General features: G+C 65.6%; 19 protein-coding genes and 1 pseudogene. 9 read left to right on the plus strand and 11 right to left on the minus strand.

The genetic code is table 11. The annotated features are described in order from the left end of the window. Nucleotide 1: 1 nt before the first annotated feature. Nucleotides 2–148, minus strand: coding sequence for a hypothetical protein (locus VHK65_15785; protein HVS07610.1), 147 nt, complete (start codon nt 146–148; stop codon nt 2–4). A gap of 157 nt (nt 149–305) precedes the next feature. Here VHK65_15785 and VHK65_15790 point away from each other — a divergent pair, with 157 nt between their 5' ends. Genes VHK65_15790 through VHK65_15800 form a run of 3 tightly spaced genes read left to right on the plus strand, consistent with a single transcriptional unit; the run spans nt 306 to nt 2,921 of the window. Next, nucleotides 306–1,199 carry a zinc ABC transporter substrate-binding protein gene (locus tag VHK65_15790; GenBank protein ID HVS07611.1) on the plus strand — a complete coding sequence of 298 codons (894 nt, stop codon included), beginning with the start codon at nt 306–308 and terminating at the stop codon, nt 1,197–1,199. Between the two features lie 8 nt (nt 1,200–1,207). Next, nucleotides 1,208–2,011, plus strand: coding sequence for an ABC transporter ATP-binding protein (locus tag VHK65_15795; protein HVS07612.1), 804 nt, complete (start codon nt 1,208–1,210; stop codon nt 2,009–2,011). Beyond that, complete coding sequence (locus VHK65_15800; protein HVS07613.1) at nt 2,004–2,921, plus strand: metal ABC transporter permease; 918 nt, start codon at nt 2,004–2,006, stop codon at nt 2,919–2,921. The genes VHK65_15795 and VHK65_15800 overlap by 8 nt, the downstream gene beginning before the upstream one ends. On the opposite strand, the gene VHK65_15805 is transcribed toward VHK65_15800, so the two are convergent. Next, nucleotides 2,822–3,310, minus strand: a complete 489-nt coding sequence (locus VHK65_15805) for a Fur family transcriptional regulator (protein HVS07614.1) — start codon at nt 3,308–3,310, stop codon at nt 2,822–2,824. The two genes, VHK65_15800 and VHK65_15805, sit on opposite strands and share 100 nt — an antisense overlap. Nucleotides 3,311–3,381: 71 nt before the next feature. Between VHK65_15805 and VHK65_15810 the strand changes: the two genes are divergently transcribed. Further along, nucleotides 3,382–4,833, plus strand: a complete 1,452-nt coding sequence (locus VHK65_15810; protein ID HVS07615.1) for an HD-GYP domain-containing protein — start codon at nt 3,382–3,384, stop codon at nt 4,831–4,833. A 16-nt stretch (nt 4,834–4,849) separates the two neighbouring features. Here the strand turns inward: VHK65_15810 and VHK65_15815 are convergent, their stop codons facing one another. Both VHK65_15815 and VHK65_15820 read right to left on the minus strand, forming a co-directional pair. Then, a complete protein-coding gene (locus VHK65_15815; protein HVS07616.1) occupies nt 4,850–5,497 on the minus strand; it encodes a CAP domain-containing protein in 648 nt (215 codons plus the stop codon). Nucleotides 5,498–5,662: 165 nt separating this feature from the next. Next, the gene (locus VHK65_15820; GenBank protein ID HVS07617.1) at nt 5,663–6,553 is read right to left on the minus strand and encodes an alkaline phosphatase family protein; all 891 of its coding nucleotides are present in this window, start codon (nt 6,551–6,553) and stop codon (nt 5,663–5,665) included. 189 nt (nt 6,554–6,742) lie between these two features. On the opposite strand from VHK65_15820, the gene VHK65_15825 reads away from it, so the two are divergent. Continuing rightward, nucleotides 6,743–8,602, plus strand: coding sequence for an ATP-binding protein (locus VHK65_15825; GenBank protein ID HVS07618.1), 1,860 nt, complete (start codon nt 6,743–6,745; stop codon nt 8,600–8,602). After that, nucleotides 8,578–9,011: pseudogene (locus tag VHK65_15830) on the plus strand (response regulator). The gene VHK65_15825 and the pseudogene VHK65_15830 overlap by 25 nt, the downstream one beginning before the upstream one ends. On the opposite strand, the gene VHK65_15835 reads toward VHK65_15830, so the two are convergent. Together VHK65_15835 and VHK65_15840 are read right to left on the minus strand one after the other, a co-directional pair. Next, the gene (locus VHK65_15835) at nt 9,008–9,847 is read right to left on the minus strand and encodes a hypothetical protein (protein ID HVS07619.1); all 840 of its coding nucleotides are present in this window, start codon (nt 9,845–9,847) and stop codon (nt 9,008–9,010) included. The pseudogene VHK65_15830 and the gene VHK65_15835 overlap by 4 nt on opposite strands. After that, nucleotides 9,844–10,767, minus strand: a complete 924-nt coding sequence (locus VHK65_15840; protein HVS07620.1) for an ABC transporter ATP-binding protein — start codon at nt 10,765–10,767, stop codon at nt 9,844–9,846. The genes VHK65_15835 and VHK65_15840 overlap by 4 nt, the downstream gene beginning before the upstream one ends. A 115-nt stretch (nt 10,768–10,882) precedes the next feature. Between VHK65_15840 and VHK65_15845 the strand changes: the two genes are divergently transcribed. From VHK65_15845 to VHK65_15855, 3 genes are all read left to right on the plus strand, one after another. Continuing rightward, on the plus strand, nt 10,883–12,049 hold the full coding sequence (locus tag VHK65_15845) for an MFS transporter (GenBank protein HVS07621.1): 1,167 nt from the start codon (nt 10,883–10,885) through the stop codon (nt 12,047–12,049). A gap of 108 nt (nt 12,050–12,157) precedes the next feature. Then, on the plus strand, nt 12,158–12,742 hold the full coding sequence (locus tag VHK65_15850) for a hypothetical protein (GenBank protein HVS07622.1): 585 nt from the start codon (nt 12,158–12,160) through the stop codon (nt 12,740–12,742). Between the two features lie 24 nt (nt 12,743–12,766). Then, on the plus strand, nt 12,767–13,378 hold the full coding sequence (locus VHK65_15855; protein HVS07623.1) for a TMEM175 family protein: 612 nt from the start codon (nt 12,767–12,769) through the stop codon (nt 13,376–13,378). Between the two features lie 3 nt (nt 13,379–13,381). Here VHK65_15855 and VHK65_15860 read toward each other — a convergent pair whose 3' ends face one another. The 5 genes from VHK65_15860 to mgrA all read right to left on the minus strand — a co-directional run bounded on the left by VHK65_15860 (nt 13,382) and on the right by mgrA (nt 18,663). Continuing rightward, entirely contained in the window at nt 13,382–14,386 is a 1,005-nt protein-coding gene (locus VHK65_15860) for a molybdopterin-dependent oxidoreductase (GenBank protein HVS07624.1), read from the minus strand. Next, nucleotides 14,386–15,069 (minus strand): HAD family hydrolase, encoded by a 684-nt coding sequence (locus VHK65_15865; protein ID HVS07625.1) that lies wholly within the window; start codon nt 15,067–15,069, stop codon nt 14,386–14,388. The genes VHK65_15860 and VHK65_15865 overlap by 1 nt, the downstream gene beginning before the upstream one ends. Continuing rightward, entirely contained in the window at nt 15,069–17,222 is a 2,154-nt protein-coding gene (locus VHK65_15870; GenBank protein ID HVS07626.1) for a DPP IV N-terminal domain-containing protein, read from the minus strand. Before VHK65_15870 ends, VHK65_15865 begins: the two co-directional genes overlap by 1 nt. Before the next feature lie 28 nt (nt 17,223–17,250). Next, complete coding sequence (locus VHK65_15875; GenBank protein HVS07627.1) at nt 17,251–17,571, minus strand: hypothetical protein; 321 nt, start codon at nt 17,569–17,571, stop codon at nt 17,251–17,253. Nucleotides 17,572–17,637: 66 nt separating this feature from the next. Next, nucleotides 17,638–18,663: an L-glyceraldehyde 3-phosphate reductase gene (gene mgrA, locus VHK65_15880; GenBank protein HVS07628.1), complete on the minus strand. Its 1,026-nt coding sequence runs from the start codon at nt 18,661–18,663 to the stop codon at nt 17,638–17,640.

Consider the following 18,663-nt stretch of genomic DNA (forward strand, 5'->3'; position numbering starts at 1 on the left):
GCTAGGGCCCGCCGCGACGACTGTTGTAGAAGCCGAAGCCGCCGCCGAACAGACCGAGGATGATCAGGATGATCCCGATCAAGGTGTAGCCGAGTACGAGGGCAACAATCCCGAGCACGATAAGTAGTCCGCCTCCACCGAAGTACACCCTGCACCTCCTTTCTGAGAAATCCAGGACGGGGTACCCGTCGCTGCTCCACCATAGGATGCTGGGGCCTCGACTGTGAAGAGCGCGAGTTGCAAATGCAGGCTTGGAGCTGGTCTTCAGGCCGCCGCCGTACAGGGGCTATGATACTGGGTATCAAATGACTCGGGTTATCAAGACGCTGATCGTCGGCGCACTCCTCGCCCCCCTGGCCGCCTGCGGCGCACCTGCCACGGGCGCCGGGTCGGGCACCCTGCAGGTGATAGCGGGCGAGAACTTCTGGGGGAGCATCGCGGCCCAGCTGGGCGGCTCGCATGTCACGATGACCAGCATCGTCACCAACCCAAACACCGATCCCCACGAATACGAGAGCAGCGCCATCGATGCCCGCGCCTTCGCGACGGCCGACTACGTGGTCCTCAATGGCGCCGGCTACGACGCCTGGGCCAGCAAACTGCTATCGGCAAACCCCAACCAGAACCGCAAGGTGTTCACCGTCGCCGACCTTCTGAACAAGAAAGCGGGCGACAACCCGCACTTTTGGTACAACCCCGAGTGGGTCGACACGGTCGCTGACAAGATCACAGCGGACTATCGCGCACTCGATTCGGCAGACGCTGCCTATTTCACCCAGCAGCGTGAGGCGCTCGCGACCGCACTCAAGCCATACCATGACGCGATCGCGCATATCCGAGCCACCCACACTGGCGTCGCTGTTGGCTCGACCGAAAGCATCTTCGTCAACCTGGCGCACGCATTGGGCCTCAACCTGATCTCGCCGGCGGAATTCATGCAGGCGATCTCTGAGGGCACTGACCCGCCAGCGCAAACGGTGGCCCAATTCCAGGACCAGATCTCGCACCGCCAGATCAAGGTCCTCGTCTATAACACGCAGACCTCGACCCCGATCACGGACAACCTCAAGCAGCTGGCGACGCAAAACGGTATCCCGGTAGTCGGCATCTCGGAAACGGTCCAACCGGCGACCGCCTCCTTCCAGGACTGGCAGATCAGACAGCTGAATTCCCTCCAGGCCGCTCTCCCCCGACAATAACGGGCAGCATGGCCCGTTCGATCACTCCCGCCATCGTCGCCGATGGCCTGGCGGCCGCCTACGGCGACCAGCTGATCTGGCGAAACGCCCGCTTCACCGTGAATACGGGAGAGTTCGTGGCCGTGCTGGGCCCGAACGGCAGCGGGAAGTCCACGCTCCTGCGGTTGTTGCTCGGCCTCATGCCTCCCGCTGCGGGTAGCCTCCAGGTTCTTGGCAAGCGACCGCATCGCGGCAACGCCGACGTCGGCTACGTTCCCCAGCGCCGCAACATCGACCGCGACCTGCCCGTGCGAGGCCGCGACTTCGTTCACCTGGGCATCGACGGCGCCCGGTGGGGAATCGAGCTGGGCAACAATCCGACGTACCATGAGCGGGTCGACCAGGCGATCACGTCGGTCGATGCGCAGGCTTATGCGGACCGCCCAATCGGGCGGTTGTCGGGCGGGGAGCAGCAGCGCTTGCTCCTGGCGCAGGCATTGGCCGGCCGCCCACAGATGTTGCTCCTCGACGAGCCGCTGGCCAGCCTCGACCTGCGCAACCAGATCGTCATTGCCGAGCTGGTCGCGGACCTGGCGCGTGCGAACGGCCTCACCGTCCTCCTGATTGCGCACGACATCAACCCGCTGCTGCCCGTCGTCGATCGCGTGCTGTATGTGGCGCACGGCGGCGTCGCGATCGGAAAGCCGGCCGAGGTCATCACGACCGAACAGTTGAGCCGCCTCTACGATGCGCCGGTCGAGGTGCTCCACGACAGTCACGGCCACATGTTCGTCGTGGGCCTCGAGGCGGAGAGCGCCCATCACGATGCCTGAGCATTACCTGGCTGCCGCACCGTACTTCGGTTGGGATCTGCTGCGTGACGTCCAGGAACTCCTGCGCTACGCCTTTATGCAGCACGCCTACGAGGCCGGGACGATCGTCGCGCTATCGGCGGGCATCATCGGCTACTTCGTCGTCCTGCGCGGCCTCTCCTTTGCCGCCCACGCGCTGTCGCACATCGGCTTCGCCGGCGCAACCGGGGCGGTCCTGTTGGGAGCCGCGCCGATCGCCGGACTGCTCGCCTTCACGATGTCAGCCGGCGCCGTTATGGGCGCCCTCGGCCAGCGGCTTCGCGGCCGCGATGTGACGATCGGCCTCGTGATGGCGTGGTCGCTGGGCCTCGGCCTTCTCTTCACCGCCCTCTACAAGGGGTCGGCCGGCCTCGCCATTGGCATCCTGTTCGGTCAGATCTTCGGGATCACGAGTGACGAGGTCGCCGTGACGCTGGTCGCCGGATTGCTCACGGTGCTGGCGCTGGTCGTCGTTTACCGCCCGCTGCTCTTTGCCACTCTCGACGAGGAGGTCGCTGAAGCCAAAGGCGTGCCGGTTCGCGGTCTGTCCATTGCGTTCATGGTCATCCTGGCGATCGCCGTCTCGGAGGCGGTGCAGGTCGTCGGGGTCCTCCTGATCTTTGCCCTGATCGTGGCGCCTGCCGCGATCGCTGAGCGCTTCACGACTCGTCCAAGCCGCGGGGTGCTGCTATCAGCGCTGCTCGCGGTGCTCTTCACCTGGTCGGGCCTGACCGTCGCCTACTACTTTCCCTACCCGGTTGGCTTCTTCATCACGACGATCGCTTTCTGGAGCTATATCTTGGCGCGGTTAGTTGCCCCCACCCTGACCCTCGCCCGCAAGCGGGGGAGAGAACCCCGCGCGCGTGAGGAACAGGTCCGGCACTCACCGTAGAAGTCGAGGGTCGCGTGGTCGACGCGGAAGCCGCGCTGGCGCGCGATCGTCTCGGCCAGCGGCGCGACCGACTCTTCGTCGAGGTCCTCGACCGTCCGGCAGGTGGTGCAAATCAGGTGATGGTGGTGGCCGGGCTCACACCAGACGTAGGCGGAGACGTGACCGGGTCGCTCGAGCCGCTGCGCCAGACCGGCGGTGACCAGGGTGTCGAGCGACCGAAAGACCGTCGCCCGGCCGATATAGGCATGCTTCCTGCGGACTCGCTCGTACAGTTCCTGCGCCGACGTCTCTTTCCCCGTCTGCGCCAGCACGGTAGCGATGGCCAGCCGCTGTGGGGTCAGGCGGACGCCTGTCTGCTGGAGCGCGGCCTGGGCGCCTGTCTCAACCACAACCAAATGATACGGCGAACCACACCTTCTGCCAGAGGGCAGGGTGGGGGTTTTTACCCCGTTATGTTGATGTGGCCACCGCCGCTGCCCTTTCGCGTCCCTGGATCAGACGGGCCACTCCGGCGGCGGCGCTCGGCTCCCTCCTCTTCCCTGCCGGCACCTTCGCCTGGCTGCTGGCGCATCCCGCCGCTGATGCCAACATCGTCGTGCCGTGGCAGCATTTCATCATCGTTACGGTGGTGTCGTTGCTGGCATTCGGGCTCGCGGTGCTGCTCGCGATTGCCGCGGTCCAGATCGCCCAGTATCGGGTCCTCTTCCTCTGCCTCGGGTTTATGGCGATGGGTGGCATCTTCGCGGTCCACGGCATCGATACCCCGGGCATCCTCCAAGGCGGTGAGGCGGGCACCTATGCCGGCGCTGTCGTCGGAGTCTCGGCCTACCTCAGTCTCTTCGTTCCCGCACTCTTCTTCGCCGCATCCTACACGCCGCTGACCGCCGCCTTCGAGCGCCGTCTTCCCTTCTCGCCGGCAGGCTGGCTGATCGTCTTGCTGGGAACGGCGGTCGCGATTTACGGCATCCTTGCCGTGGCCAGCACGGAGGTGATCGCCGAGCTGCCCTTTGGCGTGAAACCCTACTCGACCATGATGGGCTTGACGACCATCGCCTTGTTGCTCTTTTCAGCGTGGCGCCAGGCCGCTTCCTACCTCGTCGCACGCCTGCCGCTCCAGGGCGTCCTCGTGCTCGCCTTCCTCCTCCTCGCCGAGGCGCAGGGCATCATGATGCTGGGCCAGGTCTGGCGACTCTCCTGGTGGGAATATCACGGGCTGATGCTGGTTAGCGTGGGGCTCGCCGTCTGGTCACTGGCGGCGCAGCGGGCCAAGGGCCTCTCGTTCCGCGCGGTGATGGAAGCCACGCTCGCGCTCGAAGTCAAGGTCGGCATCGAGCTCGAACATGCCGAGTCGATCGCCGCGTTGACGGCCGCCGTCGAAGCCAAGGACGAAAACACCAAGGGCCACAACACGCGAGTGGCGGAGCTCGCGGTTCTCATCGGACGCGCGATGGAGCTGCCCACGGATAAGCTGCGGACGCTCGCGCGCGCCGGGCTTCTCCACGATGTCGGCAAGATCGGCATCCCCGATGCCATCCTCAACAAGCCGGGCCCGCTCGATCCTGACGAGTGGACGGCTATCAAGCGACACCCAGCGCTGGGGCACGACATCCTCTTGCGGGTGCCCAGCCTGCGCCATGAGGCCGACATCGTGATCGCTCACCACGAGCGCATCGACGGCAGCGGCTATCCTCGCGGACTGCGGGGTGAGCAGATTCCGCTCGAGGCCCGCATCCTGGCGGTCGCCGACACCTACGATGTCCTGATTTCCGACCGACCGTACCGTCAGGCCTTCGACAATGAGCGCGCGCTGCGCATCCTAGGCGAGGAGTCCGGGACCCATCTCTGGGAGCCAGCCGTTCGCGCCCTCCTCCGCAGCCTGGGCGAGCGTCTCGACGACCAGGCGGCCGCCTGATCAGCGATTTTCAACGTTAGTCGGTGAAGACGGCGGAGATGTACATCTTTCCGGAGTCGATCGCCGTGCCGATGCCGACCTGGCGGAAATGCGCACCGAGAATGTTGTCTCGATGCTCCGGTGAGTTCATCCACCAGACGTCGGCCGAGGAGATGGCGTCGTCGAATGGCGGCCCGCCCGACCAGAAGATGTTCTCGCCGTTCCACATGTAGGTGACGCCATTCTGGTGGAGCAGTTCCGTGACGGCCATCACGGTGCGACCCGGTCGCATATGGGTGAGCCCGTCCGTCACCATCTGCTGGGCGCGCGTCGACGCAATCGCGTCAAGTGTCAGGGATTCGTTGAGTGATGGGAGCCCGGCCGCGGCTCGATCACGGTTGAAGAGCGCGACCGCCGCCTGCGGGAGTCCGCCAGAGCTTGGCGGGAGCGTGGCGATTTGCGGGGGGTCACTCTGGTTGGCAAGGCGAAGCGACCGGTGGTCGTTCAGGCGCAGCGGCACCCCGATCATCGGCCGGTTGGCGACCGGGACGCGGGCGGCAGTGGCCGTCGCAGCCCCGACCTGCGGGTCGCCCAGCCAGATGGCGACGGCCGCCAGGCTGGCGATCGCGCCAAGCAGGGGCAACCGGGAGGCGCGGCGTGCCGCGAATTGAGAGTAGTGGATCATGCGTTCCCATTACGCATAACGTGATAACTAGTATATCAAATCCTGAGTTTTCCCCCTGGGGGTGAAACGAGGATTTCTGTCCCGCGCTTGCCGGGCCCGTCGGCCCACGCGAGCGGCGCGCTAGTGCCGGGCGAGCGTTTGAGACGTTCAGCCCAGGGTGGAGTGCTATCCGCCGGTCGGGCTTGAGGCGGCAGCAGCCTCGAGCCGCGGCTGCAACGAGGTCGCGTCCTTGGCAAGGCCGAGCCGCGCCACATTCAGCTGGTCGGCAATTGTCGCCAGCAGCGAGTAGTGATTCAAGGGCATCGTCAGCTGGCCACGTAGATTCGGGGTGATGACCAGCAAGGCGACCCGGCCGCCGGCGGAGCTGGATTCGTCCCACACGACGAACAGCGCCCCGCCCTGCTTCCACGCCGGCGAGCTCGTGATCTGGGGAACGAACTGCGCGAGCCAGCGATCGGACGTCGCGACTCCGCAGTCGTGCCCGTCATTGCACATTCCGGGCGTGATCCACGAGAGTTGCGGCGTGTCTCCGGTCAGGTCCGGGGCGAGGTCGGTCATGGGCACGACGTTCGTCGGGCAGGCGCCGCCGTAATAGGCGAAGGGATTGTGTTTGAGTGCGTAGGGATAGGGGCTGTTAAAGCAGTCTCCCGTGAATCCCTCCATGTAGGCCTTCCAGGAGATGCTCGCGTCGCTCATCTGCTGTCCCAACCCGGTCGCCGGCAGCTGGTGGTAGTTATCGTCGCGGATCCCCCAGGTCGAGCCCGAGGTCATCGCCAGGTAGTTCGGGAGGCTGGGGCTCCCGACCTCGGCATAGTTTGTCGCCACTGCGTACTGCTTCGCCAGGCTGGCGATGTAGGGCTGGCGCAGCGCGAGCTGGTAGGAGGTGTTCTCCAACACGATGACGAACACGTGCTTGGCGGCCGCCGGGGTCGGCGACGAGGACGCCGACGCTGCAGATGACGCGGCCGGACTCGATCCGGGCTTGGATTGGGCCACCGGCTGACACGCCGTCATTAGCAGCAGGGCGACCAGGGGCAGCGCCGCGCCGCGGCCCATCTTGCTAGCAGCGATGTCAGGAATGCTCCCACACGAAGGTAAATTGAGCCTGAAGGGCGAGTGAGAAAAGGTTAAGGGTCAGGCTGTCGGTCTTCGAGGATCAAAGCACGCAGGGGTCGTCCGGTCAGGGCCCAGCGATGCAACGGCTTACCGAGCAATGAGTTGCCTCGGTAACCGGTTCTAGCAACAGTGAGCCAGGGCGGTTTCATTACGGCCAGCCAGTACGCCACCACGGCGGCCTTCGCCGTGATCGCGGTGCTAACGGTCCGCGAATGGCTCGTCACCCACGACAGGAGCCGGATGTACCTCGCCCTGGCGATCGCCTCCCTTGCCGCGGTATCCATTCTCAGTCAGGTTGGCAAGGTCCTCGGACCTTCGTTCACTGCCGCCACCGCCTACGTCACCATCACCATCTTCCTCGTATCGGGACTTGCCCTTCTCTTATTCCGGCACGCGGTCATTCCGCTCAAGCCCCGGACCCTGAGGGTGGTCTTCGCCATCGTCGCCGCAACGGGCCTGCTAGAGATTGGGGTTTCGGCGATCTTCGGGCAGACCGCTCCCAGGCCGCTCCAGCTGATCGCCACCGCCGCGTTCGTCCTGGTATGGAGCGGCTGCGTGGGCGAGCCAAGCATGCGACTCTGGTTCGCCGCCCGCCGCCGCACCGTGGTGCAACGCGCCCGGATGCGCGCGCTCAGTCTCGGATACCTCGCGATCGTTGCCCTTCTCCTCGCCACCGTCTTCACGACCTCCCTGGCCACCCAGCCCGTTATACAGCTCGTTTTCGCCCTTGCGACGATCGCCATCGTCCCCTTGCTCTACGCGGGATTCGTGCCACCGGCCTGGCTCCGGCGGACCTGGCGTCAGTCCGAGGAAGCGAAATTCCAGCAAGCCACCCGCGACATCGTGATGTTCGCCTCAGACCCCCTCGCCCTCGCCAGGCGCTCACTCGACTGGGCAATTCGGCTCACCGGTGCTGATGCCGGTCTCTTTCTGAGCGGACCGTTCACCATCCTCGCCACGCAGGGCCTTGCCGCTGATGACGCGGCGACGCTACAAGCCGCCGTCGCCGGCGCTGGAGATCGCACGGTCATTCCGCTCGGCGGTACCCCTCCGCGCAGCGTCATGATCGCCCGCCTTGTCAACGATGCCACCATCGTCCTGCTGGGCGGGCCCTTCACTCCGGTCTTCAGCACCGACGAGGAGGCCTGGCTCCAGCAATATGCCGCGACGGTGAGCACGGGGCTGGAGCGCGTCCGGCTTGTCGAGGCACTCGCGCGGACCAACGGCCAGCTGGAGGGCAAGATTCGCGAAGTTACCGAGCGAACGCAGCAGCTCGAGGCCGCGAATCACGAGCTCGAGGCCTTCTCCTACACCATCTCGCACGACCTTCGCGCGCCGTTGCGGGCCATCAGCGGTTTTACCGCCATCCTCTCTGAGGAATATGCCGATGCCATGCCGGCGGAGGCACGCGGCTATCTGAAGCGGGTCAAGGACAGCGGCGCGCACATGGGCCAATTGGTCGACGACCTGCTCGCCTTTTCGCGGCTGGGCCGGCAGGCGATGCGCACCCAGTCGGTCAGCATCAGGGGGATCGTCGATCGCTCCCTGGAGCAGCTTGCCCCGGCGCTCGAAGGGCGGCAGGTGGAGGTGGTGATCGGCGAGCTACCAGACGCCGAGTGCGACGCCGCCCTCCTCGAACAGGTCTTCGTCAACCTTCTAAGTAACGCGTTCAAGTACTCGCGAAAGAACGAACAGGCCCGGGTCGAAGTTGGCGTCCTCCAGACTAACCCCACGGAAGGCCCGACGTACTTCGTTCGCGACAACGGGGCCGGGTTCGACATGGAGTACGCCGGCAAACTCTTCGGAGTATTTCAGCGAATGCACCGCAGCGAGGATTTTGAAGGCACCGGCGTGGGTCTGGCCATCGTCCAACGGATCGTCGAGCGACACGGGGGGCGGGTTTGGGCCGAGGCAAAGGTTGACGCCGGCGCCACCTTCTACTTCACATTGAAAGGAGCGCAGCAATGGCGAACAGCGACGGCCGCGTAGACATTCTCATGGTCGAGGACAACGCCAACGACGAGGCGCTAACCCTTCACGAGCTCGCCAAGTATCACCTGACGAACCGGATCCAGGTGGTGCGGGATGGCCAGGAGGCGCTCGAGTACGTCTTTTGTACGGGTCGTACGACCACCCCAACGTGATCATGCTCGACATCAAGCTCCCCTTCATCGACGGGCTCGAAGTTCTCGGGCGGATCAAGCAGGATCAGAGAACCCGTACCATCCCGGTGGTCATGCTGACCTCGTCACGCGAGGAGAGCGACCTGATCGAGAGCTACCGGTTGGGCGTGAACTCCTACATCGTCAAACCGGTCGACTTCGACCAGTTCAAAGAAGCGGCCCGCAGCCTTGGCATGTACTGGCTGCTCTTGAACCGCCCCCCTAAAGCCGCCTAACTGCCGCCGACGTCGCGCCGCTGGAAGATCAGCACGCTGAGGACGGTAAAGGCGACCAGGTAGACCAGCAGCGTGATCACGCCTCGCCCGGCGCTAACGAGCTGCGCCTGTCCCCCGGAGTCACGGATCGTTGCCGGGAAAGCCGCGGTGACGGCGTCGCCGTTGATTCCAGGTAGGAACTTCAGCACGTCCTTCACCACCGGCGTGTTGCGAAGCAAACTGCCCAGGAGCGCTTCGCCGACGAAGAGGTAGGTCAGGCCGCCGCCGATCGCGGCGGCCGCACTCCGGAAGGCGATCCCAAGAAAGGCACCGAAGGCGGTCCACACACCGAGTTGGAGGACGAGCGCGCCAAAGGCCTTCAGCATCACCTCCCACGTCGGCCAGCTACTCGAGCTGCCATCGAGCGTCACCGCGGCATAGGACGCGAGCGCCGCGGCGGCAAGCATCGCTACGCCGATCAGGAGCGTGGCGACACCGAGCCCAAGCAGCTTTCCGCCGAGCACCGCGACTCGCGAGGGCTTCTGAATCAAGATGGTTTGCACCGTCAGCCAACCGAACTCGCTGGCGGTACTGAGCCCTCCGAAGATCAACATGATGGCCGCTCCGATCGTCGAGGCGGCACTCAGGACGGTGGGCACAAAGTTCTCGGGAAAGAGCCGCCGCTTGAGCTCGCTCGCCGGCACCGGGCCCTGGATGCTCTTGGGCGACAGCGTCACCACCAGGAAGAACGTCAAGTAGATCAGCAGGAGGATCCACGCGAGAAGAATGCCGATGAGGATCCAGTTGGCCCAGCGCTTTCGAGTCTTCAGGTTCTCTGCGCGGAAGCTGGCGATCATGCCTTCGGCCCCTGGGGGTTCTCCGTCAATTGCAGGAAGACGTCTTCGAGCGATTGCTCGGAGACGCGTAGCTCGCTGACGTCGATCCCGTCGGCGACGAGCCGCCGGTTGATCGATGCCGCCTGCGAGGGATCGACCGACAGGACGAGGGCGCTGCCATCGACCCGGACTTGCTCCGGTTTGAGAACGGACTCGAGCAATCGGCGAGCCTGGTCCAGCGGCGTGGCCCGGACGAGAAGCGCGATCCCGCCGCTGCGCGCGCGCAGCTCATCCACGGTTCCCTCGGCGACGAGCTTGCCTTTCGCGATCACGCCCACGCGGTCGCAGGTCAACTCCACCTCGTTGAGTAGGTGGCTCGAGAGGAGGACGGTGCGGCCGCCCTGCTTCAGCTCCTTGATCAACGCCCGCATCTCGATGGTGCCCTGCGGATCGAGACCGCTGGTGGGCTCGTCGAGGATCAACAGGTCGGGTCCCTTGAGCAGCGCGGCGGCGACCCCGAGGCGCTGCTTCATTCCCGTCGAGTAGGTCTTGAATTTGTAGCGCGCGCGGTCGGTCAGGTCGACCAGTTTCAGAACGGGCTCGATGCGCGATTCCGGGATGCTGGCATAGCGTGCGATCACCCGCAGGTTGTCGCGTCCCGAGAGGTACGGATAAAAGGCCGGCGTCTCCACCATCGCGCCCATGCGGGCCAGGCTCGCCGGACTCCCGGGCGCGGCCCCCGCGACGATGGCCGTGCCGCTGGTCGGATGCAGCAGCCCGGACAGGAGCCGCAGGGTCGTGGTCTTGCCCGCGCCGTTCGGCCCCAGGAAGCCGTACACTTCCCCGGCCCTCACTCGAAGGTCGAGGTTGTTCACTGCGAGCACGCCGGTCGAATATCGTTTGGTTAGGCCGTGGGTTTCCACGGCGAGGGCTTCTGCCAAATACCACCCCTCCTCGCCAGTGAATTTTATCGGCTGAACCTCGTTTCCCACGCGCGCATATTCAAGCTAAGGAGGCCCTAAGGATGAAGTGGCTCGAGCGTCCGGGGCTCCGCTGATGTCTCGCGACGTCGCGCTCATCCTGGCTGCCCGCCTGCTGCGCGCCTTCGGCTTCGGGCTGGCGGCGGTCCTGATCGGGCTTCATCTGGAGCGCCGCGGCCTCGGTGCCGGCGCCATCGGCGTCGTCCTCACGGTGGGCTTGCTGAGCGCGGCCATCGCCGGCGTGATCGCGGCTGCACTCTCATCGCGTATCGGCCGCCGATATACCCTCGCGGGCGCGGGTCTGCTGATGGCGATCGCGGGATTGGATCTCGCGCTCGCGAACTCGCCGCTGTTGCTGGGCGTCGCTGCTGCCACCGGAATGCTCGGTGCCGCGAGTGTCGACCTGGGGCCCTTCGCCTCGATCGAGCAAGCCGCGCTCGCCGAGTCCGTCGAGCCAGGCCGGCGCAACCTTGCCTTCGCGCGCTATTCGCTGACCGGCGGGCTCGCCGCCGCCGCGGGTGCCTTGCTCGCGGGAACGGCCGCGGATCTCAACGGCGGCCGCCTCCTGTTCGCGGTCTATGCGCTGATCGGCTTGATCACGGCGGTGCTGGCGATGCTCCTCTCCCCTCGCGCCGAGGCGCCCGTGCGCTCGGCGGCCTTCACTGCGACCGAGATTCGCAGACTGGCGCCGCTCTCGGCGCTCTTCGCGATCGACGCCCTGGGCGGTGGCCTGGTCGTCAATGCCGTGATCGCCTACTGGCTCCACGTCCGCTTCGGCGCGCCGGCGAACGTCCTCGGTCCGGCCTTCGCGGCGATCGCAGTGCTGCAGGCCGCGTCGTACGAGGCGTCGGGCCGGCTCGCCAACCGCATCGGCCTGATCCGCACCATGGTCTTCACCCATATCCCCAGCAACATCCTGCTGCTGCTGGTGCCACTCAGCCCATCGCTGCCGTGGGCGATTGGCCTCCTCCTGGCACGCTTCAGCCTGTCCCAGATGGATGTCCCGGCTCGCCAGGCCTACGTCGTGTCGATCGTCCCACCGGCTGAGCGTGCCGGCGCGGTGGCCTTCACCGGCCTGGTGCGCGGAGTGGGCCAGGCCGCCGGCCCAATCCTTTCGGGTGTCGCGATCCAGAGTGCCGCGCTCGGGTTGCCCTTTTTCCTGGCCGGCGCGCTCAAGCTCGTTTACGACGTGAGCCTTTACGCCGCTTTTCGGTCACGGCGCGCGGAACACGAGATTCCATAATCACCCTCCCCCTCTGGGGGAGGGCAGAGTGGGGGCATCAGGTCATGCCCTTGCCGGTATCAGGTCCTGAGCGGTCCCAGGGTGGGCATGAATATAGGTATGAAGACCATGCAGCGACCAGCCAGGTCCGCGGCGCCGACCGTAACGTTTCGTCGCCTGCCTGCCAGTGGTAACACCGCGCTCGCCGCCTCCGCGCTGATCCAGGCCGCCCTCGGCATCGAGTTCTTCCTCTCCGGGCTCAACAAGTTCGCCGATCCGAACTTCGTGCGCAACTTCAAGCTCTTCGTCAACGCCAGCCCGGGGACGCACGACGGCCTGCTGGCCCCGGTGATCCGCACGTTCATCCTGCCGAACATCGCGCTCTTCGCGGGCCTGACCAGGTACATGGAACTTGGTCTCGGCATCGTGCTTCTGCTGGGCGCGGTCGAGGTTGGGCGCCGCCGTCTGTCAGGTCGGGTCGGCGCCGAGCGTGGCTATGAAGCCCCCGTTGCCCTGATCGCCGCCCTCGCCGGACTGGCCGCGGCGGGTCTTTCCCTCTCGATCGCGCTGCTGATGGGTGAGCAGCTGCCGACGATTACGCCAGGGCGGGCCCTGACCACCGCGATCCCGGTCGAACTCTTGCTGGTGCCGATGGGCATCGCCGTCGCGTGGATGGAAGCCGGTCGGTTCTGGGTCCTGCGCCGAACGCACTGAGCGAGCAGCTATCCTCGGAGCGTGATGAGCAAGGGGCGCGTCGAGGCGTTCAGCGACGGGGTATTCGCGGTGGCGGCGACCCTCCTGATCTTCAACATCCAGATCGACAAGACCGCGCCGGGAGGGTTGCTGGCTGCGCTCCTGGCCGCCTGGCCGAAGTATGCGGCTTACATCGCGAGCTTTCTCACAATCGGGGTCATGTGGATGAACCACCATGGCCTCTTCGGGCGCATCGTCCGCCTCGATCGCGTTCTAGTCTTCCTCAATTTGCTGCTCCTGATGGCGATCGTCTTCATCGCCTTCTCCACCGCCGAGCTCGGCGCCAATATCCTGGTGCCGCGTGATGCCAATACCGCCGCCAGCGTCTATGCGATCAACGCTTCCGTAATCGCGATCCTTTTCGGCGCCGTCTGGTTGTACGCGCTGGCGCACCCCCATTTACTGTCGCCGGATGTGGATCGGGAGGCGGCGAGGCAGGCATGGCCCCGCTTCTCCGTCGGCACCGTCGTGTACCTCGCCTGCATTCCGCTCGGCCTGCTCAGCCCGATCGCGGTCGTCGTCGTTTGCGCTGCGCTCGCCGTCTACTACGCATTCGAGCGGCTGCCCGACATCACGCGCCAGCCGGCGATCAAATGACGGCTACTGTATCGGAAACGGAAGCTGCCACCACGAAGGCAGCTCGTCGATCGTGATCGTGGTCACCCACTTCACCCACCAGTAACCACGGCGGTCTGGCGCGACGAGACGAACCGGGAAGCCATGGCCCGGGTCGAGCGACATCCCGCCCAGCCGCGTCGCAACCAGGAGCCAGTCAGCATCGCGGGCCCGGAACCGCCGGTCATAGCCAGTCAACGACCGTATATGCAGGCTCTCGCCGGCATAACCGGCGGGCAGCAGCCGGCTCAGCCATACGCCCGACCAGTCCTGCGTCGAGTAAAAACCGCCGGTGCAATCGAGCGTCGCCCGCACCGGGTCGTCGAAGGCGAGCAGCTCCTCATAGGTCCATTGCTTGATCGTCGTTCCCATCTGCACCGTCAGTCGCCAGGTCGCCGGATCGATGGCCGGCACCGCGTCGAACATCCACTGGGTTACCGGCAGCTGGGCGGGCTGCAAAGAGCCGTACTCATAGGAGCCGGTGAAGCGCCGCGTCGAGCCCGGCAGGCTAAACAGCCGGACGGCAGCTTCACCCGCGCCATAAGCAAGCCCCGCGCCGCCTAACAGGGCGCCCGCCCGTAGCAGACTCCGGCGTGACAGATCGACGGCGCGTAGCGGAATGCGGCGCGCGAGGACGTGCCAGGCGACAAAGGGGATCGCGGCAAGCGCGGCGCCGACGTGAACCGTCATGGCGCTGAACGGACCGAACGCGAGCACCAGTCCTGTCGAATGCATGATGCCCGCCCCGATCGACACAACCACCAGGCCGGTGAAAACCAGTGACGCCCACCAGCCGGGACGGCGACGCTGGATGCCGCGCGCGGCGATGACCGCTTTCCACGGCGTCAGCGCGACGATCGCGTAGCCGCTGGCCGCGTGAAGGATGAGGGATGCGCGCGACGGTGCGGTGCCGTAGAAGAACGCCACCCAGCCCGTGGTAAACGCCAGGCCCAGCAGGACAAAAAGCGCGAGGTTCGTCCAGCGTTTCATCACCGTCCCCGCTTGCGCGCCCCGCTGGCCTCCTTGATGACTTCGCGCAGTGGCAGGGCTTCGAGCGTCAACAGGCGCAGGTCAGCCTCGGTGAGATCCAGGTCGACGGTCAGCAGATTGGGCACGACGACGCAGTAGAGTCCGGCCGCCTTCGCGGCGTGAATCCCGTTGCTCGAGTCCTCGAAGGCGATCGCCTCGTCTGGCCGCGCGCCGAGCCGCTCGAGCGTTGTCAGGTAAAGATCGGGGTCTGGCTTGGTCCGCTTCACATCTTCTCGACACACGATGGCATCGAAGTGCCCGCCGATCCCGAAACGGTTGAGGTGATCCATCACCCACTTGCGCGTGGAGCTCGATGCGACGGCAGTCTTGAGCCCGAGCTGGCGGGCCGCGACCAGGTAATCGATGACCCCGGGCAGAAGCTGTTGCAGGGCAGTGGCCTCCTGATAGTAGAGAACCTCGAGCGCCTTGAGCTCCGCCTCGTCGAGTTTGGTGCCGGTTTTCCTGGCCAGGTCAATCACGGGATCGAAGGGCCCGGATGCGGTGCCAATGATCGTGAGCCACCGTTCCAAGGGCAGCTCCTGGCCATGCTCGCGATAGATCCGTTGCCACGCCCGAAAGATCGGCACCTCCGTGTCAACGATCAGCCCATCGAAGTCGAAGATTAACGCCCTGATGGCCGCCATTACAGATTGCGCTGAAAGAACTCGAGGATGCGCCGCTCCATATCGACCCGATCGTGCTCGGACCGCGGCATGTGCCGTTCGTTGGGGTAGAGCAGCGATTCGAACGGCTTGCCGGCATCGATCAGCGCCTGCATCAGGCGGGCCGTATGCCGGAAGTGGACGTTCTCATCGATCATTCCGTGGATGACGAGCAGCTTTCCCTGCAGCCGGTCGATGTGCGTCAATGGCGAGCCGAGCCGGTACCCCTCCGCATTCTTTTGGGGCGTGCCCATGTATTTTTCGGTGTACGCGGTGTCATACCCCTCCCAGAACGTGACCGGCGCCCCGGCCACTCCTGCCCTGAAAACGTCCGGCGCCGTGGCCAGCGCCATCATGGTCATATAGCCGCCGTAGCTCCATCCGTAGATCCCAACTCGAGAAATATCCGCGAAGCCGAGCGTCTCCAACCAGCTCACACCCTCGGCCTGATCGCGCACTTCGATCTGGCCCATGCGGCGGGCGATCGGCGCCTCGAATGCCAGGCCGCGCCGCGCTGAGCCCCGGTTGTCGACCTTGAGGACGACGAAGCCCTGCTGAGCCAGCATCTGCGCCCGTAAATCCACCGTCTGCGCCCAGCTGTCGCTGACCATCTGCGGCCCCGGCCCGCCGTAGACCGAGACGATCACCGGCGCGCCGCCCCCACCCTGACCCTCCCCCGCGCGCGGGGGAGGGGAATCTGGGCTCGGTCGATAGATGGCCGCGTGCAACGCAACGCCGTCGCTTGCCCGAAATGCGTGCAACTCGGGTGGCGGTAGATCGAGATCGACCGGCGCTGCCTCATGGATGACGTGCTGTGGCACACCGGTCATGCTCCGCACCGTGATGCTCGGCGGATGCTCCCGGCTATCCCAGACGTCAACGAAGCTCGAGAAGTCCGGCGCGATCGCCACGCCATGCATCCCCGGCTCCGATGTCAGCCGCTCCGGCTCCCCGCCGTCGAGCGAGACGCGGAAGAGGCGGCGCTCGAGTGGGCTCTGCTGCCAGCCGACGAAATAGAGCTGCCGCCCTTTTTGGTCCAGGGCCACCGTCGCCTCGGCCGGCCACGCGCCCGTGGTCAGCTGCCTGACGAGTGTCCCATCGGGCCCATATAGAAATAGGTGTCGAAAGCCACTCCGCTCGGACGACCAGGTGAACTCACCGGTCGACTCGATGACGCGCAGATCGTTGTGCAGGTTGATCCAGGGCTCCTGGTTCTCGATCAGGAGCGTCCCCCACTCTGACCCTCCCCCGCGAGCGGGAAAGGGAGAATAAGCACGGAGCTCGAGGCGTTTCCAGTCCCGGGAGAGCCACTGGACCAGCAGGCGACCATCGGGATGCCAATCGACCCGTGCGATATAGCCCTCGTCGCTGCCGAGGCCCAGGAAGGTCGCCGCACCGCCGTCGACGGAGACCACGCCCAACCTGACTCGGGCATTCTCCGCTCCGGCAAATGGATAGCGGTGCTCCTCGATCTCGAGCGCCGCCTTGGCCTGGTGCACGATCGGAAAGACCGGAATGCGCGACTCGTCGACCTGCTCGAAGGCGACCATGTCCCCGCGGGGCGAGGGCCAGTATCCGCTCAAACGATCGAGCTCCTCCTGGGCCACGAACTCGGCCAGCCCGTTGGTCGTGCCGGGTGGATGCGAGGTCAACCGGCGTTCCTGGGCCCGCTCGATGGTCCAGACATCGCCCTCGCGAACGAAGAAGATCCGACGGCCGTCATCCGTGATCGTGGGATCGATGACCCCCCCGCCCGCGAGGCGTGAGACCGACCCCTCGGCCCAGCCGTAGAGCTCGCCCCGCAGTGGTAGCAGCATGACGTTCGCCTTCTCGGCCCAGATGTAGTCGGTGATGCCCGTCTCCCGCAAGCGCAGACGTTCGCGCCGAAGCGTCTCCTCGTGAGAGATGTTCTCCTCGGTCACCGTCTCGCCGGGCGGCGAGAGAAACCGCTGCCTTCGTCCGCTGGCAAGGTCCAGGCTCCACAGATCACGGGCCAGGTCGCCACGCTCGCTGAACAAATAGGTGATGAAGGTTGCGTCCGGCGAATACCGGATCTTGCCGGGGATCGCCATCCCGGGTCGTGGAAAGTGCGCGACCTGTTCGGGGGTGATCTGACTTCGCGCTGCCGTTTTCATCGCCCACCCGTGAGCTTAAGAAATCGGCTTAACTGACGCGGACCTCCGCGAGCTCGCGGCGGGCCGCCTCATCCCCAAGCTTGCAGGCGGCATACCAACCGATCTTTCCGTTGACGAGCGACCGGGTTATCAGCTGGCCGCAGGTGAGCAAAAGCGCGAGCGGCCGGTCGCTCATGTCCTTCGGGGCGAACGGCTGCGGCCGGAACGTCGGGCACTTATCGAAACCCTCAGGAAACGGCCGCGCGAACGGACATTCGTCGGCCGGTCGGAGTGAGCCAGCCGGCTTTCCGTCGGGTGGGTGCGGCCCCTCCAACACGTGTGACCCCTCGCCCAAGCGGTGCTCAGCCATTAGGGCCTCTGTTGCGCTGTATTTTACGCAAAAAAAGCCGCAAAACAAGGGCTTTCCTCGAACGAGCTACTCCCTGCTAGAGGTGGCCCAGAGGTTGATGCCACTGTCGGTGGCGTAGCGGTCGATCTCCCGGAGTTCGTCCGCCGAGAACTGAAGGTTGTCGAGCGCACCGATGTTCTGCTCCAGCTGGGCGACGCTGCTCGCGCCGACCAGCGTCGAGGTCACCCGAGGGTCGCGGATCGTCCAGGCGAGCGCCATCTGGGCCAGGGTCTGACAGCGCCGCTGCGCGATCTGGTTCAGTGCCTTGACCCTGGCGAGCGTCTCCTCTGTCAGCAGGTCCTTTGAAAACGAGCCCGATTGGCTGGCTCGCGAGCCGGCGGGGATCCCCTTCAGATAGCGGTCGGTCAGCAGGCCCTGCGCCAGCGGCGAGAAGGTGATGCAGCCAACTCCTTCCATGCCCAGGACGTCGAGGAGATCCTTCTCGATCCACCGGTTCAGCAGCGAGTAGGACGGCTGGTGGATAAGCAGCGGCATCCCCAGCTGGCGCAAGATGGCAGCCGCCTCTTTCGTGCGACCCGCCGAGTAGGAAGAGATGCCCGCATAGAGCGCCTTGCCCTGGCGCACCGCGGTGTCGAGCGCGCCCATCGTTTCCTCGAGCGGGGTCTCCGGGTCGAACCGATGCGAATAGAAGATGTCGACGTAGTCGAGCCCCATCCGGCGGAGGCTCTGGTCCAGGCTGGCCAGCAGGTACTTCCGCGATCCCCAGATACCATACGGCCCCGGCCACATGTCGTACCCGGCCTTGGTGGAGATCACGAGCTGATCGCGGCGCCCCGCGAGGTCGACTTGAAGAATGCGGCCGAAGTTCTCCTCAGCGGAGCCATAGGGCGGGCCATAGTTGTTCGCCAGGTCGAAGTGGGTGATGCCAAGGTCGAAGGCGCGGCGGATGATGGCACGCTGCGTCTCGATCGGGCGGTCACCGCCGAAGTTCTGCCAGAGGCCAAGCGCGATGGCCGGCAGCACGAGACCGCTGCGACCGCTTCGCCGGTAGGGCATTTGGGCGTAGCGATCGCCGTCCGGCATCATGTCCAT

The organism is Candidatus Dormiibacterota bacterium (assembly GCA_035544955.1).
Taxonomy (GTDB): domain Bacteria; phylum Chloroflexota; class Dormibacteria; order CF-121; family CF-121; genus CF-13.

What these genes read in the sequence shown, in the direction of transcription:
- VHK65_15790 (HVS07611.1), top strand. Translation starts at nt 306, where the DNA reads ATGACTCGGGTTATCAAGACGCTGATCGTCGGCGCACTCCTCGCCCCC.
- VHK65_15795 (HVS07612.1), top strand. Translation starts at nt 1,208, where the DNA reads ATGGCCCGTTCGATCACTCCCGCCATCGTCGCCGATGGCCTGGCGGCC.
- VHK65_15800 (HVS07613.1), top strand. Translation starts at nt 2,004, where the DNA reads ATGCCTGAGCATTACCTGGCTGCCGCACCGTACTTCGGTTGGGATCTG.
- VHK65_15815 (HVS07616.1), bottom strand. Translation starts at nt 5,497, where the DNA reads ATGATCCACTACTCTCAATTCGCGGCACGCCGCGCCTCCCGGTTGCCC.
- VHK65_15820 (HVS07617.1), bottom strand. Translation starts at nt 6,553, where the DNA reads ATGGGCCGCGGCGCGGCGCTGCCCCTGGTCGCCCTGCTGCTAATGACG.
- VHK65_15835 (HVS07619.1), bottom strand. Translation starts at nt 9,847, where the DNA reads ATGATCGCCAGCTTCCGCGCAGAGAACCTGAAGACTCGAAAGCGCTGG.
- VHK65_15845 (HVS07621.1), top strand. Translation starts at nt 10,883, where the DNA reads ATGTCTCGCGACGTCGCGCTCATCCTGGCTGCCCGCCTGCTGCGCGCC.
- VHK65_15850 (HVS07622.1), top strand. Translation starts at nt 12,158, where the DNA reads ATGCAGCGACCAGCCAGGTCCGCGGCGCCGACCGTAACGTTTCGTCGC.
- VHK65_15855 (HVS07623.1), top strand. Translation starts at nt 12,767, where the DNA reads ATGAGCAAGGGGCGCGTCGAGGCGTTCAGCGACGGGGTATTCGCGGTG.
- VHK65_15860 (HVS07624.1), bottom strand. Translation starts at nt 14,386, where the DNA reads ATGAAACGCTGGACGAACCTCGCGCTTTTTGTCCTGCTGGGCCTGGCG.
- VHK65_15865 (HVS07625.1), bottom strand. Translation starts at nt 15,069, where the DNA reads ATGGCGGCCATCAGGGCGTTAATCTTCGACTTCGATGGGCTGATCGTT.
- VHK65_15870 (HVS07626.1), bottom strand. Translation starts at nt 17,222, where the DNA reads ATGAAAACGGCAGCGCGAAGTCAGATCACCCCCGAACAGGTCGCGCAC.
- VHK65_15875 (HVS07627.1), bottom strand. Translation starts at nt 17,571, where the DNA reads ATGGCTGAGCACCGCTTGGGCGAGGGGTCACACGTGTTGGAGGGGCCG.
- mgrA (HVS07628.1), bottom strand. Translation starts at nt 18,663, where the DNA reads ATGGACATGATGCCGGACGGCGATCGCTACGCCCAAATGCCCTACCGG.